The organism is Achromobacter sp. 01N37, from assembly GCF_056399725.1.
On the sequence record NZ_JBFTRX010000011.1, the window covers coordinates 180,899 to 196,206 of the forward strand.

General features: G+C 63.8%; 15 protein-coding genes. 8 read left to right on the forward strand and 7 right to left on the reverse strand.

All coding sequences use genetic code 11. The annotated features are described in order from the left end of the window. Nucleotides 1-241: 241 nt before the first annotated feature. Genes AC1DSJ_RS21955 through kce form a run of 3 tightly spaced genes read left to right on the forward strand, consistent with a single transcriptional unit; the run spans nt 242 to nt 2,908 of the window. The gene (locus AC1DSJ_RS21955; protein ID WP_441372138.1) at nt 242-1,024 is read left to right on the forward strand and encodes an SDR family oxidoreductase; all 783 of its coding nucleotides are present in this window, start codon (nt 242-244) and stop codon (nt 1,022-1,024) included. Beyond that, nucleotides 1,024-1,980, forward strand: a complete 957-nt coding sequence (locus AC1DSJ_RS21960) for a 3-hydroxyacyl-CoA dehydrogenase (RefSeq protein WP_175171500.1) — start codon at nt 1,024-1,026, stop codon at nt 1,978-1,980. The genes AC1DSJ_RS21955 and AC1DSJ_RS21960 overlap by 1 nt, the downstream gene beginning before the upstream one ends. After that, entirely contained in the window at nt 1,973-2,908 is a 936-nt protein-coding gene (kce, locus tag AC1DSJ_RS21965) for a 3,5-dioxohexanoate:acetyl-CoA acetone transferase (protein WP_054427900.1), read from the forward strand. Before AC1DSJ_RS21960 ends, kce begins: the two co-directional genes overlap by 8 nt. A gap of 46 nt (nt 2,909-2,954) precedes the next feature. Here the strand turns inward: kce and AC1DSJ_RS21970 are convergent, their stop codons facing one another. Both AC1DSJ_RS21970 and AC1DSJ_RS21975 read right to left on the reverse strand, forming a co-directional pair. Continuing rightward, on the reverse strand, nt 2,955-4,025 hold the full coding sequence (locus AC1DSJ_RS21970; RefSeq protein WP_441372139.1) for a glycerol dehydrogenase: 1,071 nt from the start codon (nt 4,023-4,025) through the stop codon (nt 2,955-2,957). A gap of 9 nt (nt 4,026-4,034) precedes the next feature. Continuing rightward, complete coding sequence (locus tag AC1DSJ_RS21975; protein WP_054427898.1) at nt 4,035-4,739, reverse strand: GntR family transcriptional regulator; 705 nt, start codon at nt 4,737-4,739, stop codon at nt 4,035-4,037. 125 nt (nt 4,740-4,864) lie between these two features. Here AC1DSJ_RS21975 and AC1DSJ_RS21980 point away from each other — a divergent pair, with 125 nt between their 5' ends. The 4 genes from AC1DSJ_RS21980 to AC1DSJ_RS21995 are packed head-to-tail and all read left to right on the forward strand — an operon-like array spanning nt 4,865 to nt 9,172. Further along, nucleotides 4,865-5,722 carry a transketolase gene (locus tag AC1DSJ_RS21980; protein ID WP_054427897.1) on the forward strand — a complete coding sequence of 286 codons (858 nt, stop codon included), beginning with the start codon at nt 4,865-4,867 and terminating at the stop codon, nt 5,720-5,722. After that, complete coding sequence (locus tag AC1DSJ_RS21985) at nt 5,723-6,709, forward strand: transketolase family protein (RefSeq protein ID WP_441372140.1); 987 nt, start codon at nt 5,723-5,725, stop codon at nt 6,707-6,709. It begins immediately after the preceding gene. Between the two features lie 26 nt (nt 6,710-6,735). Next, nucleotides 6,736-7,539: a shikimate dehydrogenase family protein gene (locus AC1DSJ_RS21990; protein WP_054427895.1), complete on the forward strand. Its 804-nt coding sequence runs from the start codon at nt 6,736-6,738 to the stop codon at nt 7,537-7,539. A 34-nt stretch (nt 7,540-7,573) separates the two neighbouring features. Then, entirely contained in the window at nt 7,574-9,172 is a 1,599-nt protein-coding gene (locus AC1DSJ_RS21995) for a GMC family oxidoreductase (protein ID WP_441372141.1), read from the forward strand. 64 nt (nt 9,173-9,236) lie between these two features. On the opposite strand, the gene AC1DSJ_RS22000 is transcribed toward AC1DSJ_RS21995, so the two are convergent. Genes AC1DSJ_RS22000 through AC1DSJ_RS22020 form a run of 5 tightly spaced genes read right to left on the reverse strand, consistent with a single transcriptional unit; the run spans nt 9,237 to nt 14,054 of the window. Next, on the reverse strand, nt 9,237-10,250 hold the full coding sequence (locus AC1DSJ_RS22000; RefSeq protein WP_441372142.1) for a proline racemase family protein: 1,014 nt from the start codon (nt 10,248-10,250) through the stop codon (nt 9,237-9,239). A gap of 52 nt (nt 10,251-10,302) precedes the next feature. After that, nucleotides 10,303-11,094 carry an ABC transporter permease gene (locus AC1DSJ_RS22005; protein WP_175171504.1) on the reverse strand — a complete coding sequence of 264 codons (792 nt, stop codon included), beginning with the start codon at nt 11,092-11,094 and terminating at the stop codon, nt 10,303-10,305. Then, entirely contained in the window at nt 11,091-11,939 is an 849-nt protein-coding gene (locus AC1DSJ_RS22010; protein ID WP_175171505.1) for an ABC transporter permease, read from the reverse strand. Before AC1DSJ_RS22010 ends, AC1DSJ_RS22005 begins: the two co-directional genes overlap by 4 nt. Continuing rightward, nucleotides 11,936-12,988, reverse strand: coding sequence for an ABC transporter ATP-binding protein (locus tag AC1DSJ_RS22015; RefSeq protein ID WP_441372143.1), 1,053 nt, complete (start codon nt 12,986-12,988; stop codon nt 11,936-11,938). The genes AC1DSJ_RS22010 and AC1DSJ_RS22015 overlap by 4 nt, the downstream gene beginning before the upstream one ends. 13 nt (nt 12,989-13,001) lie before the next feature. Next, nucleotides 13,002-14,054 (reverse strand): ABC transporter substrate-binding protein, encoded by a 1,053-nt coding sequence (locus tag AC1DSJ_RS22020; protein WP_441372144.1) that lies wholly within the window; start codon nt 14,052-14,054, stop codon nt 13,002-13,004. Nucleotides 14,055-14,198: 144 nt separating this feature from the next. Here AC1DSJ_RS22020 and AC1DSJ_RS22025 point away from each other — a divergent pair, with 144 nt between their 5' ends. Continuing rightward, nucleotides 14,199-15,284 carry a GlxA family transcriptional regulator gene (locus AC1DSJ_RS22025; protein WP_054427889.1) on the forward strand — a complete coding sequence of 362 codons (1,086 nt, stop codon included), beginning with the start codon at nt 14,199-14,201 and terminating at the stop codon, nt 15,282-15,284. Nucleotides 15,285-15,308: the final 24 nt, after the last annotated feature.

Below are 15,308 nucleotides of genomic sequence, written 5' to 3' on the forward strand. Positions count from 1 at the left end.
AAAAACCCCGAAGTGGATTCTAGTGTCGGCGGCTTCAAGCCGAATCGGGGAATTCCCTAAAGCCGCGTGAATAAAGCCTTAGCGGCCAATTTCATAGGAAATGAACCGCAATATTCCGCCAGGCGGACGACACCTTTCGGAGGAGTCGCATGGTGGAATTCTTACAAGAAAAAATTGGGTTTTATCATATATCGTATATGATCAAACGCGCGATTTTCCATAAAACCCAGGAGACAACAGCATGTTCGAGGAAGTCGATTTCGCCGGAAAACGGGTCCTGATCACCGCCGGTGCGGATGGTCTGGGCCTGGAGATGGCCAAGGTGTTTCATCACGCAGGCGCCACGGTTTTCGTGTGCGACGTGAATCAGGCCCGGCTGGCTGAGCTGCCTTCTGAGCTTCCCGGCGTGCATACCGCGGTGGCGGATGTGTCCGACGAAGACAGCGTGGGCGCGCTGTTTGCTGCGGTCAAGCAGAAACTGGGCGGGCTGGACATCCTGATCAACAACGCGGGCGTGGCCGGGCCGACGGGGTATGTTGAGTCCTTGTCCAAGGCCGACTGGGACCGCACGCTGGCCGTCAACATCACGGGCCAGTTCCTGTGCGCGCGCCAGGCCATTCCCATGCTGAAGGAATCGAAGGCGGGCGTGATGATCAACCTGTCTTCCGCCGCCGGTCATCTGGGCTTTGCCGGACGCTCGGTGTATTCGGCATCCAAGTGGGCGGTGATTGGTTTCACGAAGTCGCTTGCCATTGAGCTTGGCGCCCACGGCATTCGCGTCAACGCCATCCTGCCGGGCGCAGTTGAAGGCCCGCGCATCCGCGCCGTCATCGCGGCCAAGGCCGGCACGCTGGGCCGTCCCGTGGACGAGATTTCTGCGCAGTACGAGAACCAGGCCGTGCTGGGCCGCATGGTGACCGCACGCGATATCGCCAACATGGTGCTGTTCAACGCCAGCGAGGCCGCCCGCAGCGTCACGGGCCAGGCCATCGTGGTGGACGGCTTCACGCAGAAGCTCTACTGATGGCCGCCGGCAATGCGGTGCGCTGCGCCGCCATCATCGGCACGGGCCTGATCGGCCAGGGATGGGCCATCGTCTTCGCGCGCATGGGCTGGACGGTGCGCCTGTTCGATGTCAACGCCGCCATGCTGGCCGAGGCGCGTGCGCTGATTCTGCAACAGCTGCGCGAGCTGGAGTCGCAAGGGCTCGTGAAGGGCGCTGACACCATCATCGAACGGGTCCACGTGGCCGCCAGCCTGGCCGACGCGGTCAAGGGCGCCCGCTACATTCAAGAGAACTCGCCTGAAAAGGTGGACGTGAAGCGCGCCTTGTTCTTGGAATTGGACGCCGTGGCCGAGCCGGACGCGATCATCGGCAGCTCAACATCGAGCATTCCCGCCAGCCAGTTCACCGAGCACCTGGCCGGGCGGCATCGCTGCCTGGTCGCGCATCCGGTGAACCCGCCGTATCTGATTCCGGTAGTGGAGCTTTGCCCCGCGCCGTGGACGGATGCCGCGGCGCTTGAGGGCGCACGCGACGTCATGACGGACATCGGCCAAAAACCGGTTCGCGTGCGCCGTGAAATCGAAGGCTTCATTTTGAACCGCCTGCAAGGCGCGTTGCTGCACGAAGCTTTCCGGCTGGCCAAGGAAGGCATCGCCAGCGCCGAAGACATCGACACAACGGTGAAAGACGGCCTGGGATTGCGCTGGTCGTTCATGGGGCCGTTTGAAACCATCGACCTGAATGCACCGGGCGGCATTGCCGACTATTGCGCGCGTTACGGTGGCCTGTACCAATCGATTGGCGCCGACCAAAGCGAATGCGTCGCGTGGGATGGCGCGCTGGTGGATGCCTTGGAACAGGAACGCCGCAGCCTGCTGCCGCAGGAAGACCTGGGCAAGCGCCGCTTCTGGCGCGATGAAAAACTGATGCGCTTGATGCGCCACAAACAAGAGGACGGAGACAATCATGGCTAAGCCGAAACAGAAAGTCGTCATCACCTGCGCCGTGACGGGCGCCATCCACACGCCCAGCATGTCGCCGCATCTGCCGGTCACGGCGGATGAAATTGCGGAAGCCGCCATTGGTGCGGCCAAGGCGGGCGCGGCGGTGCTGCATCTGCATGCGCGCGATCCGGAAACGGGCAAGCCGTCGCAAGACCCGGCGCTGTTCAAGCCCTTCTTGGAACGCATCAAGAACGAGACCGACGCCATCATCAACATCACCACCGGCGGCAGCCCGCACATGACGGTGGAAGAACGCATGCGCCCGGCCACGACGTTCAAGCCCGAGCTGGCGTCGCTGAACATGGGCTCGATGAACTTCGGCCTGTTCCCGATGCTGGACCGCTTTCAGGATTTCAAGCACGACTGGGAACGGGAGCATCTGGAGAACAGCCGTTCGCTGATCTTCCGTAATACCTATCAGGACATCGAATCCATTCTGACCCTGGGCAACGCCAACGGCACGCGCTTTGAGTTCGAGTGCTATGACATCAGCCACCTGTACAACCTGGCCCACTTCGTGGACCGTGGGCTGGTGAAGTCGCCGCCGTTCATCCAGTCGGTGTTTGGCATTCTGGGCGGCATCGGCCCGCATCCTGAAGACCTGATGCACATGAAGCGCACGGCCGACCGCCTGTTCGGCAACGACTATGAATGGTCGATTCTGGGCGCCGGACGCAACCAGATGCCGCTGGCCACGATTGGTGCGGCCATGGGGTCGAACGTGCGCGTGGGTCTGGAAGATTCGCTGTGGATCGGGCCGGGCCAGTTGGCGGAATCCAACCGCTCGCAGGTGGAACGCATCCGCACCATTGTGGAAGCGTTGAACCTGGAAGTGGCGACGCCTGACGAAGCGCGCGCCAAGCTCGGCCTGAAGGGCCGGGACAACGTGGCGTTCTGATCGGAAGCAGGCGGGCCGGCGCGTGGGCGCCGGCTGCCGGCTGATCTCAAGCGTGGCGGCGTAGCGCCTCGGTCAGCTGGGCGACGTCCAGCACGCGATCGAAGTTGGCGGCATGGCGGGCTTTCAACGTGAGTTCGGCGGCCAGTGTCAGGTCAGCGTCGCTGGGCATGTCGGCCGCGCCCAGTTCACGCAGCGTGGTGGGCAGACCGACTTGGGCGTACCACTGCGTCAGGTCGGCCAGCATGCCGTCGTTGCGTTGCTCCAGGTCAAGCTGCACCAGCAAGCCAACCGCGACTTGCAAGCCGTGCAGCGCCGTTCCCACGCCGCCGATCTTGGGCAACCCGCGCGTCAGGGCATGCGCAATGGACAGGCCACCGCTTTCAAAACCGAGACCGCTCATGAGGATCATCGCTTCCACCACGCGTTCGAATGCGGGCGTGGGTTCGCCGGTGCCGGCCGCCGCCACGGCGTCCACGCCATCGGCCAGCAGCGTGCGCAGGCAGCCGTCGGCAATCAGCTGCGCCGACAGCAGGGGCGCGCCGTCATACATGTTCTTGCCGCCGTTGCGCTGGCATTGCTCGGCTTCGAATTTCTTCGACACCGCATCGCCCAGGCCGGCTCGGAAGAAGTGCACGGGCGCGGTCGCGATGATGGCCGTGTCCACCAGCACGATCGTGGGGTTGAACAGCATGTGTTCTACCGCCAGGAGGTTGTGATGGGCGTCGTACAGCACGTAGTTCTTGCTGGTGGGCGCGTCGTTGGAGGCCACCGTCGGCACCGTGATCAGGTGGCAATGCGACGACTTCGCCACCGCCTTGCCTGCGTCCAGCGACTTGCCGCCGCCCACTGCAATCACCATGTCGATGCCGGCGGGCGCGGCCTGCGCGCGCAGCTCGGCAATCAGTTCAGGCGTCAGGTCGCCATCAACGATCAAGGGCGTCAGCGCCACATTGTGTTCGGCGCACAGGCTTTCGATTCTGGACCCCAACACCCCATGCACGTAGCGGTCGATGACCAGGGCGGCGCGTTGTCCGAACAGGGCGGCGTACTGGCCCAGGGTGTCCAGGGCGCCCGTTCCCTGTATGTAGCGGCAGGGAGCGCCAAAAATCTTCAGCATGAAGTCTTCCTATTTGCGTGGCACGGGAGGGCGGTAGTCGAGCTCTTTTTCGCGTTCGACCAACCAGTCGATCATGATCTTGCCGCCCCAGACCAGATCGGCCTGGATGGCGCTGCGCGCGGCTTCGGAGTCGCGTGCTTCCAATGCTTCAAGCACGGCTTCGTGGCGGTGTTCGTTTTCGGAATAGTCCAGCCCGGCGGTCTTGATGTGGAACACCTTGAGGATGGGGCCGGTAATGACCCAGAACGATTCCACGGTGCTGCGCAAGATGGGCTTGTTGCTGGCTTCCAGAATGCCGAAGTGGAACTTGCGGTTCAGGTAGCTGGCGCGCTTGGGGTCAGTCGACGTGCAGGAAATGAAATCCTTTTGCAGCGCGATCAGGTTGTCCAGCTGCTTGCGCGTGATGTTCTGCGCGGCTTCAGCCGCGCCCATGCCTTCGAGATGGAACCGGATCTGCTGGATCTCGCGCAATTTTTCCGAATTCACGTACGGCACATAGACGGCCGTGGCCGCCTGCATTTCCAGGCCTTGTTCGCTGATGAGACGGAAGATGGCTTCGCGTACGGGCGTGATCGACACGCCCATTTCCTGAGCCAGTTCGCCAATGATCAGGCGTTCTCCGGGTTCGTACTGCCCGTTGATCAGGGCATTGCGGATTTCGTTGTAGACCCTGACGGAGAGGTTCTCTTTCTTGACCGGTTTGAGGCTGGGCATGACGTTTCGGAGCTTGCTGTATGAGGGGAACGGGTGAATCCGGGATGAATTCTAGCCCGCCATAGCCAATCCGAGCACAATGGGTATATTATATATCATATATCCTAACGAAGAAAGGACGCGCCATGCGCCACAACCAGGAGGCCCCCACCGAGGGGGAAGTCAGGATGCTGCGGGAAAAGGCCCGCTACATCCGGCTGGAGACAATCAGACTGATCGAAATCGCCAAGGTCGGGCATTACAGCTCGGTGTTTTCGTGCGCCGAGATTTTTGCGTCGCTGTATTACGACGTGATGCGTTTGCGCCCGGGCGAGCCGCAGTGGCCGGACCGCGACCGCTTCCTGATGGGCAAAGGGCATGCCGCGGTCGGGTTGTTCCCGGTGCTGGCCGATCACGGCTTCATCGACCGCGAACTGCTGGACGGCTACACGCGCCTGGGCAGCCCGCTGGGCGACCACCCCGACATGAGCAAGGTGCCGGGCGTGGACTTCAGCTCGGGCTCGATCGGGCATGCGCTGTCCAACGGCGTCGGCATGGCCGTGGGCGGGCGCATGAGCCAGCGCGACTTCAATGTCTTCGTGATGCTTGGCGACGGCGAGATGCAGGAAGGGCAGGTTTGGGAAGCGGCGCTCTTTGCCGCGCACAACAGGCTGTCGCGCCTGGTCGCCATCATCGACCGCAATGGCTACCAGTTGGACGGCAAGGTGGATGACGTGATGGGTGTCGAATCGCTAAAGGAAAAGTGGCAGGCCTTCGGCTGGGACGTGCATGAAGTGGACGGCCATGACTTGCACGCGCTGACCACCTTGCTGCGCCGCCTGCGCGCAGACGACACGCGCGACAAGCCCGCCTGCGTCATCGCCAAGACCATCAAGGGCAAAGGCGTTTCCTATATGGAAACCGAGCCGGGCTGGCACTTGGGCTATCTGGCGCCGCAAGACGCGCAAAGCGCCGTCGACGAAATTCTTTCCCGCGAGATCTGAATGGCACAGGCACAAGTTCTCTCTCCAGATTCCTGGCAATACCGCGCCCTGAATGCGGTGAACCCCGGGCTGTCCTATCTTTCCGATGCGCTGATCGAATTGGCGCAGGCCGGGCACCCGGTTGTGGCGGGCTCGGCCGACCTGCAATATTCCAACGGCCTGAACCGTTTCGCGCAGGCCTATCCCGACCGCTACATCCAGTTCGGCATTTCGGAACAGAACATGGTGTCGGCCGCGGCCGGCCTGGCCACCACCGGCATGATGCCGTTCGTCGCCACCTTTGCGTCCTTCCTGGGTCTGTTGTGCTGCGAACAGATCCGCATGGACGTGGCCTACACCAAGCTGCCCGTCCGGCTCATCGGCCACCACACCGGCATCAGCCTGGGCTTTTACGGCACGTCGCACCACGCCACCGAAGACATCTCGACGATGCGCGCGTTGGCGGGCCTGACGGTGGTGTCGCCCGCCGACGGCCCGCAACTGGCCTCGGCCATCAAGGCATCCGTCAACTGGCCTGAACCGATCTACTTCCGCATTGGCCGCGGCCGCGATCCGCAGGTGTATGAAGACGGCGCGCCATTCGAATTCGGCCGCGCCATCGTGCATTCAACCGGCAGCGACCTGAACATCATTGCTTGCGGCATCACCTTGCACGCCGCGTTGGCAGCCGCCGAGCAATTGCGAGAAGAGGGCTTGTCGGTGGGCGTCATCGACATGCCCACCATCAAGCCGCTGGACCGCGACGCCGTGCTGGCCGCCGCTGGCCAGTCCCGTCTGATGATGACGGTGGAAGAACACAACGTGTTGGGCGGGCTGGGCTCGGCCGTGGCTGAAGTGTTGACGGATGCCGGCACCGGCACGCGCCTGCGCCGCCACGGCATCTATGATGAATACAGCCTGATCGCGCCGCCCACTACCTTGTACGCCCACTACCAGCTTGACGCCGCCGGCATTGGCGACGTGGCGCGAGCTCTGATCCAGTCCTGATACGACCCCCACACTCCGGAGACCCCATGAAGGAAATCAGCGGAAACACCCGCCTGTTCGGCATCCTGGCCGACCCCATCCATCACGTGAAGACGCCGCAGCGCTTGAATGAGCTGTTCGACAAGCTGGGCTTTGACGGCGTGTGCGTGCCCTTTCACGCGCGGCCCGACAATCTGGCCGACGTCGTCAACGGCCTGCGCCGGCTGGAAAACCTGGGTGGCGTCATCGTCACCATGCCGCACAAGACGGCCATCCTGGACCTCGTTGACGAGGTGACGCCCGTCGCGCAAAAAATCGGTGCGGCCAATGTGGTGCGCCGCGATGCCGACGGCCGGCTGACGGCTCATATGCTGGACGGCGAAGGCTTCGTGCGCGGCTTGTTGACGGCTGGCGTCACGGTGCAAGGCAAGCGCGCGTATCTGGCGGGCGCCGGCGGCGCGGCCAACGCCATCGGCTTTGCGCTCGTTCAGGCGGGCGTGTCGCACCTGACGATTGCCAACCGTACCCCGGCCAAGGCCGAAGATCTGAAGGCGCGCATTTTGTCGCTGCATCCCGATGCCGATATCTCGGTGGGCACGCCCGACCCGTCGGGCCATGACCTCGTCGTCAACGGCACCTCGCTGGGCATGAAGGAAGGCGATGCGCTGCCGCTGGACACCGCGCGTCTGACGCCGGACCAACTGGTGTGCGAAGTCATCATGCAGCCGAAAGACACCGCGCTGCTGCTGGCCGCGCAAGCCAAGGGCTGCAAGGTTCACTACGGCGCGCCGATGCTGGCCTGCCAGATTGAATTGATGGCCGAGATGCTGGGCGTGACGTCCGCCAAGTAGCCATGCAGCCAACATCAGGATTCGGTGAATAGCGATGGCGGATTACGACTTCATTATTGCGGGCGGCGGCACGGCGGGCTGCATTCTGGCCAACCGGCTCAGCGCCGATGGCAAGCATCGGGTGCTGATGTTGGAAGCCGGGCAAGAGGCGCGCAGCATGTGGATCGGCATCCCGGCAGGCTTTTCCAAGCTGCTGGTGAACCCCGACTACAACTGGCGCTTCGCAACCGAGCCGGAAGACAACGTGTATGGCCGCACCATCGCGGTGCCGCGCGGCAAGGGCGTGGGCGGATCAACGCTGATCAACGGCATGATTTACGTGCGCGGCCAGCCTCAGGATTACGACGGCTGGGAAGCGGCGGGCGCGACCGGCTGGGGGCATGCGCAGGCCGAGCGCCTGTTCCGCAAGATCGAACATTACGATGCAGGCGGTGACACGCGCGGCAAGCATGGCCCCATGCATCTTGAGGAAGTGGCCGAGCGCTTTCCCGTATCCGACGCGTTTCTGCGCGCCGCGCAGGAAGACGGCCAGCCCTTGAACGCCGACTACAACAGCGGCAACCAGGAAGGCGTGGGCTACTACCAGGTGCTGCAGCATCGTGGACGCCGCTGGAGCGTGGTGGACGGCTACATGAAGCCCGCCGCTGGACGCAAGAACCTAAGCGTCGAGTGCGGCGCGCATGTGACGCGGCTGGTGTTCGAAGGCAAGCGCTGCGTGGGCGTCACGTACCGCCAGAACGGGCAGGAGCACACGGTGCGCGCGCGCCGCGAAACGGTGCTGTGCATGGGCGCCGTGCAATCGCCGCAGTTGCTTGAGCTGTCCGGCGTGGGCAACCCCGCGCTGCTGCAATCGTTCAATATTGCGCTGGTGCATGCGCAGCCGCAGGTGGGCGAGAACTATATCGACCACTTCGCCACGCGCATGAATTGGCGCGTGAAAAACACAGTGACCTTGAACGAGATGTCGCGCGGCTGGCGGCTGGCGCAACAGGTGGCGCGCTACTACACGCGTCACACCGGCATTCTGACGCTAGGCACGGGGCTCGTTCATGGCTTTGTCAAAAGCGCGCCGGGCCTGCCCACGCCAGACGTGCAATTCTTCTTTGTGCACGCCAGCTACGCCAACGCCGCCGAGCGCATCCTGGACCGGCATCCGGGCATGACGATCGGAGTGGCGCAGTTGCGGCCGGAATCGGTGGGTTCCATCCACCTGAAGTCGGCCGACCCGTTGGCTGGCCCGTCGATCCGCCCGAACTTCCTGTCGGCGCAGATCGACCGCGACAGTCTCGTGGGCGGCATGAAAGCCGCACGCCGTATCGTGGGGCAGCCCGCCATGCAACGCTATATCGAAGCCGAAGTCAGCCCGGGCGCCGCGGTTGAAAGCGACGAGCAATGGCTGGAGTTTGCGCGCCGTAACGGCCAGACCATCTATCACCCGATCGGCACCTGCCGCATGGGGTCGGACGCGGCCGCCGTAACGGACGTCAGGCTGCGTGTGAATGGCGTGACAGGCTTGCGCGTGGTGGACGCATCGGTGATGCCGAAGATGGTGTCCGGCAACACGCAGGCCGCCGTCATGATGGTGGCCGAGCGCGGCGCGGAAATGATCCTGGAAGACGCTGCGGCAGCGTGACCGGGCATGAAGCAAAGCGCGCAAGGCCGGCTGGCCTTGCGCGCTTTTTTTCAGCCAATCAACATCAGCGAATCAAAAACCCCGCACCCACCGGGTCGTTGCGGTCGATCACCCAGCGTGCCGTGCCCAGAATGCTGGCCGTGCCTTTCACCGTGGGGCGCACGGCGCGCGTGCCGTTCAGGTCCACTTCACCAAGCAGGCAGCCTTCGAACGTGCCGCTGCCCAACAAGCCTTCCGACTTGATCGGCTGGTTCAGGCCCATCTTTCCGCGCGCCTCGAACATGGCCATCATGGCGCTGGTGCCGGTGCCGCCCGGCGAGCGGTCCAACTGGCCGGCGCTGAACACGTGCACGTTCTTGTAGAACGCGCCTTCAATCGTCGGCTGGTGCCAGAACGTGATGAAGTTCAGGTTGTTGATGTGCGCTTGGGTCGGATGCTGAATGCGGTGGCGCGCGTTCAACTGATCACGCACGATCAAGCCCATGCGCGACAGCTCGGTGCCGTTATCCGGCGAGATCCGCAGATCGCAGCCCGACAAGTCGACGATGCCAAAGTAGTTGCCGCCCCAGACGATGTCGGCCGACAGCTTGCCATAGCCCGGCAGTTCCACCGGGATGTCTTGCGCAGCCACATAGGCCGGCACGTTTTCAAAGCGTGTCCACAACACGTTGTCGCCTTCGGACGCCACTTCCGACACCACGAGCCCGGCCGTGGTTTCAAAGCGGATTTTCGTGATGCCGTCCTTGCCGCGGGCAACCAGGCCATTGGCCACCATCGCCATGCTGACCGCAATGGTGCCGTGGCCGCACATATGCGAATACTCGGTGCCGTCGATGTAGATCAGGCCCGCATCGAATTCGGGGCTGGACGGCGGCGTGAGGAACACGCCAAACATGTCTTTGTGGCCGCGCGGTTCGCGCATCAGCGCTTGGCGCAGCCAGTCGTAGTTCTGCTCCAGAAAGGCCCGTTTTTCCAGGATGGTGGACCCGGCGGGGTAGGGGATGCCGCTATGCACGATGCACAGGGGCTCGCCTTCGGTATGGGTATAGATGACATCGAACGCGTCTTGCTTGCGCATGACTGTGGCTCCAGACTAAGTAGGATGAAGGGGAAAAGCGGAAGGAGGGAAACTATTTGCCGCGTTCGGACAGCATGTCCAAGCCGACGGTCAAATCCAGAATGACGATAGCGATCACCGCAACCACAATCGTGGCGCCCGATACGGCTGCGATGGTCGGATCAATCGTGTACTGCACATAGTTGAAAAGTTTGACGGGGATGGTGTTCAGGTCCGCCGTGGTGTTGAAGATGGAAAGCTCCACGTTGATCCACGATGAGATGAACGCAAAGATGGAACCGGTGACGATGCCGGGGCGGATCTGCGGCAGTACCACCAGGAAGAACGTGGTCCAGGGATTAGCGCCCAGATCGGCAGACGCTTCTTCCAGCGCGCGCTGCTCGGGCGTCAACAACGTCAACGTCGACCGCAGCACAAACGGCGCGATGATGACGATGTGCCCGATCAACAGCGACAGGAAGCTGCGCGTCAAACCGAAATACGCGCCGTACTGCAATAGCGCCGCGCCCAGCACGATGTGCGGCAGCACCAGCGGCGACATCAGCACCGACGTCAACGCCGCCTTGCCCGGAAATTCGTAGCGGGCCACCGCCAGCGCGGCCGGCACGGTCAGCAGCACCGCCACGATGGTTGCCGCCAGCGCCAGCACCGTGCTGGTCGTGAACGCCGCCACATAGCCGGCTTCGACCAACAGCGTGCGGTACCACTCCAGCGTCCAGCCTTGCGGCGGAAACGCCAGGTAAGGCGTGGCCGTGAAGGACGAACCCAGGATCACGATCAGCGGCAGGGCCAGGTACGCCAGCACTGCCAGCGCGATCAGGCGGATCAGATGGCGGGCGATCATCGCGCGGCTCCGGGCAAGGTGGCGGCGCGGTTGGCCAGCGCCACCAGGATCAGGGTGAAGACCAGCAGCACCATGCTCAGCGCGCCGCCGTAATGGAAGTCGAACACCGAGCTGTATTGCTGGAAGATCAGCATGGACAGCACCGAGATGCGGCCGCCCGACAGCAGCGCCGGCGTCACGTACGCGCTGACCGCCAGCGTGAAGACGATGATGGCGCCGGACACGACGCCGGGCAGCGTCAGCGGCCAGGTGATATGAAAGAACGTCGCGGCGGGGCTGGCGCCCAGGTCGGCAGACGCGTGTTCGCACGCCGGGTCCACGCGGGCCAGCGCATTGCCTACGGCCAGCACCACGAACGGCAGCAGCACATAGACCATGCCAATCAAAATGCCCAGCTCGGTGCCGATGAAGCGCACGGGGCGGTCGGCTGCGCCCACGCCCACCAGCGCCTGGTTGACCAGGCCATTACGGCCCAGCAGCACCATCCAGCCAAAGGCGCGCACGATGTTGCTGGTGAACAGCGGCACGACCAGCAAGATGACGCAGAAGCGCCGCCACGCCTGCCAGCGCACCACGCGCACCAGATACCAAGCCAGCGGATAGCCCAGGATCACGCAGACGACCGTCGTGAAGAACGCCAGGCGGAAGGTCACCAGGATCACGTCCCAGTGGTATTGGTCGGCCAGCACGCGCGTGTACTGCTGCAAGGTCAGCGTGGCGCCATCCGGGCCGCCCGTGATACTGGCCAACGCCACCACCGCCAACGGCGCCAGGAAGAAGGCTGCAAAAAACAGCACGGGGGCCGCCAGCAGCAGGCCGGGTGAGAGCCAGGCGCGCCGGTTCATGGCTGTTCACCAATCAGGTGCAGGTGTTCGGGCGCGAACGCCAGGCTCACGGTGGCTCCTGTCCGCAAGCCCGACGGCGCGATGCCGCCATGGCGCGCCACGACCGTCTGGCCGCCGATGTCGACGTGGATCATGCTGTGGCTGCCCACGTTGATGACGTCGGTGACGGTGCCCGTCAATACGCAGCCGGCCTGGCCGTCGCTCAAGCGCAGATCTTCAGGGCGCAGCACCGCCACGCCGCGCGCCAAGGCGGGTGCGGAGGCCAGCGGCACGCGCAGGCCCTGCACGTCCAACCGCAGCGCGTTGCTGTCTGCCGCGGTGAACGCCATGAAGTTTGCATCGCCGATGAATTCGGCGACGAAGCGGGTCGCGGGCTGGCGATAAATATCCGTGCCCGCACCCACCTGTTCGATACGGCCGGCATGCATGACGACGACGCGGTCGGCCATGGTCATGGCCTCTTCCTGGTCGTGGGTGACGAAGATGAATGCGATGCCCAGCTTGGCTTGCAGATGCTTGAGTTCCAGCTGCATGCGCTTGCGCAGCTTCAAATCGAGCGCAGACAGGGGTTCGTCCAGCAACAGCAGCTTGGGCTGATTCACGATGGCGCGCGCCAGCGCTACGCGCTGCTGTTGACCGCCGGACATTTCGCGGGGGTAGCGCGCGCCGAAGTCCGCCAGCCCCACCATGTCGAGCGCTGCGCGCGCTCGCTCAGCGGCCTCGGCTTTGGATGCGCCTTGGCGCCGCGGGCCATAGGCCACATTTTCCAGCACGGTCATGTGCGGAAACAGCGCGTAGTTCTGGAAGACCGTGTTCAGCGGGCGGTGGTGCGCGGCCAAGCGGCTGATGTCCTGGCCATCGATCAGAATGCGGCCCGATTCCGGTTTCAGAAAGCCGGCAATCGAGCGCAGCAAGGTGGTCTTGCCGCAACCGCTGGGCCCCAGCAGGGCCACGAATTCCCCCTGCTGGATGTCCAGGTCAATATGGTCCAGCGCCTGGTAGGCGCCAAAGCGCATCGACACGCCTTCAATGGTGAGCAAAGCAGACATGTTCGACCCCGGCCTAGCGCTTGCGGGCAACCTGGCGGTTCCACGCATCGGTCACTTCAGCGCGGCGGCTGTTGATGAGGTTCCAATCGAACAGGCTCAAGTTCTTGACCGAGCCTTCAGCGCCCCACGGCAGCTTGCGGGCTACGTCCTGGGACACCTGCACGTCTTTGACGGCGGGGCCCAGATACAAGCGCGTGGCCAGGCACGCCGCGGCGTCAGGGGTCAATGCGGTATTGATGAATTGCTTGGCGGCGGCCGCGTTGGGCGCACCCTTGACCAGATGCAGGCGAGCGTCGGTGGCCCACGCGCCTTCCTTGGGAACGGCAAAGCCGATGGGCAGCCCCTTGTCGATCAAGTCCCATGCGCCCACGTTGAAATGCGCGCCAATGATGGCTTCGCCGCTTTGATAGGCGTTGCTGGCTGCGCCCGAGCTATCGAAGAACAAGGCCGTGTCCAGCGAGGCCAGCTTGGTGTAGAGCGGCGCCAGGTTGGAGGGGTCGATGGCGAAGACGCGGGCCAGGAAGAAGATGAACGGCACGCCGGACGAATTCGCAGGCGAGGGCACGGCGACGGCGCCGGCATACTCAGGCTTCCACAGGTCTTTCCAGCTGGTCGGCGCTTGCGGCACTTCCTTGGTGTTGTAGGTGATGCCCAGCGAGTAATAGCCGGTGCTGACGGCATAGGCCGCATCGCCATTGCGGTACACGCCTTGGTCGATGACGTTTTTCAGATTCGGAATCGTGGCGGGTTCCAACGTGTCCAGCACGCCCGCCTGCGCGGCCAGTTCGCTAATGCCGCCGTCCATCCACGCGACGTCGATCGTCGGCGCGTTCTTCTGCTGTTGCAGCTTGGCCAGCGTGGTGGTCGACGTGCCCACTTCCGGCACCACGGTGACGCCCGTGGCCTTGGTGTAGGGGTCGGCGACGCAGGCGCGGAAGGCGTCGCCCCAATTGCCGCCATACCAGGCGACGGTGATCTTCTGCTGCTGCGCCATCGCTGGCGTGGCCAGCAATAGCCCGGCGCCCAGCAAGGCGGCGCCCAGTGCGCTGCGGTTCGGTGTTGCCATGTCGGATTCCCCTTGTCGATTTATTGGCGTGTCCTGCCCGTCCGTGTGGCCGGCACGATCCAAGACGTTGCCATAACTGCATCTTGGGTGATCCCCGGGAAAACGAGCTTGAAGGCGCGGGACAAAAACTTGAATAATTGCGTCATGACTGCCGCCACACCCCCTGCTTTTCCGACGTCTCCCTATGAAGAGGGCGCCGAGGACTTGCCTCGGGGGAAACCCGCACTGACCGTCGGCATCGTGCTGATGGACCAATTCACGCTGGCCGCTTTCGCCGGCTTGGTAGATGTGTTGCGGCTGGCGGGCGACCACGGCGGACGCAGCCGGCAGATCCATACCGCGTGGCGCGTGATGAGCTGGGATGGCAAGCCGCGTTGCTCAAGTGCGGGGCTGACCATCGATGTCGCCGACAGCCTGCCCGCCGATCCCGCCGAGTTCGATTACGTCGCCGTGTGCGGCGGCAATGACTACATCAGCGGACGCATGCCCGAACCGCTGCGCGATTGGCTGCGTCTGGCGGCCGCGCAGCGCGTGCGGCTGTTGGGCATCTGCACGGGTACGTTCGCGCTCGCGCAAGCCGACGTGATCGGCCCGCGCACGGTGTGCGTGCATTGGAATGTGCTGGATGCGTTTCGCGAACGCTTCCCGCAAACGCGTGCGGTGGTCGACCGGCTGTTTGTGGATGAAGGCGATCTGATTTCCTGCGCGGGCTCCACGGCGGCAATCGACTTGGCCTTGTATCTGGTGGCGCGGCATTGCGGGCGCGACAAGGCGCAGCAGGCGATGCGGCACATGATGCTTCAGGGCGTGCGGCCGGGGCGCGTGCCGCAGGCGCATTTCCGCACGGATCTGTCCGGCATTCAGGACTTGCGCGTGCGGCAGGCGGCGCACTTCATCGAGCAGCGCATCGACAACCCGCCGCCGCTGGATGCCATTGCGCGGTATGTCGGCGTGGGCCGCCGGCAATTGGAACGCGCCTTTCGGCTGGCTACCGGCATGTCGCCCATGGCGTTTCAGCGGCAACTGCGGCTGGAATACGGCAGCTGGTTATTGTTGAATAATCCTTCCAGCATCACGCAGATTGCGCTGGACTGCGGCTTTGCCGATGGCGCGCATTTTTCACGCGACTTTCGTGCGCACTTCGGTCTATCTCCCAGGCAGTATCAACAGGCCCGTGGCCAGCAACCCGCCATCGGGCAAGAGGACGACGCCGGTATGTTTCTTGCGTAGCCCTCGGCTCACGCAAGGAGAACG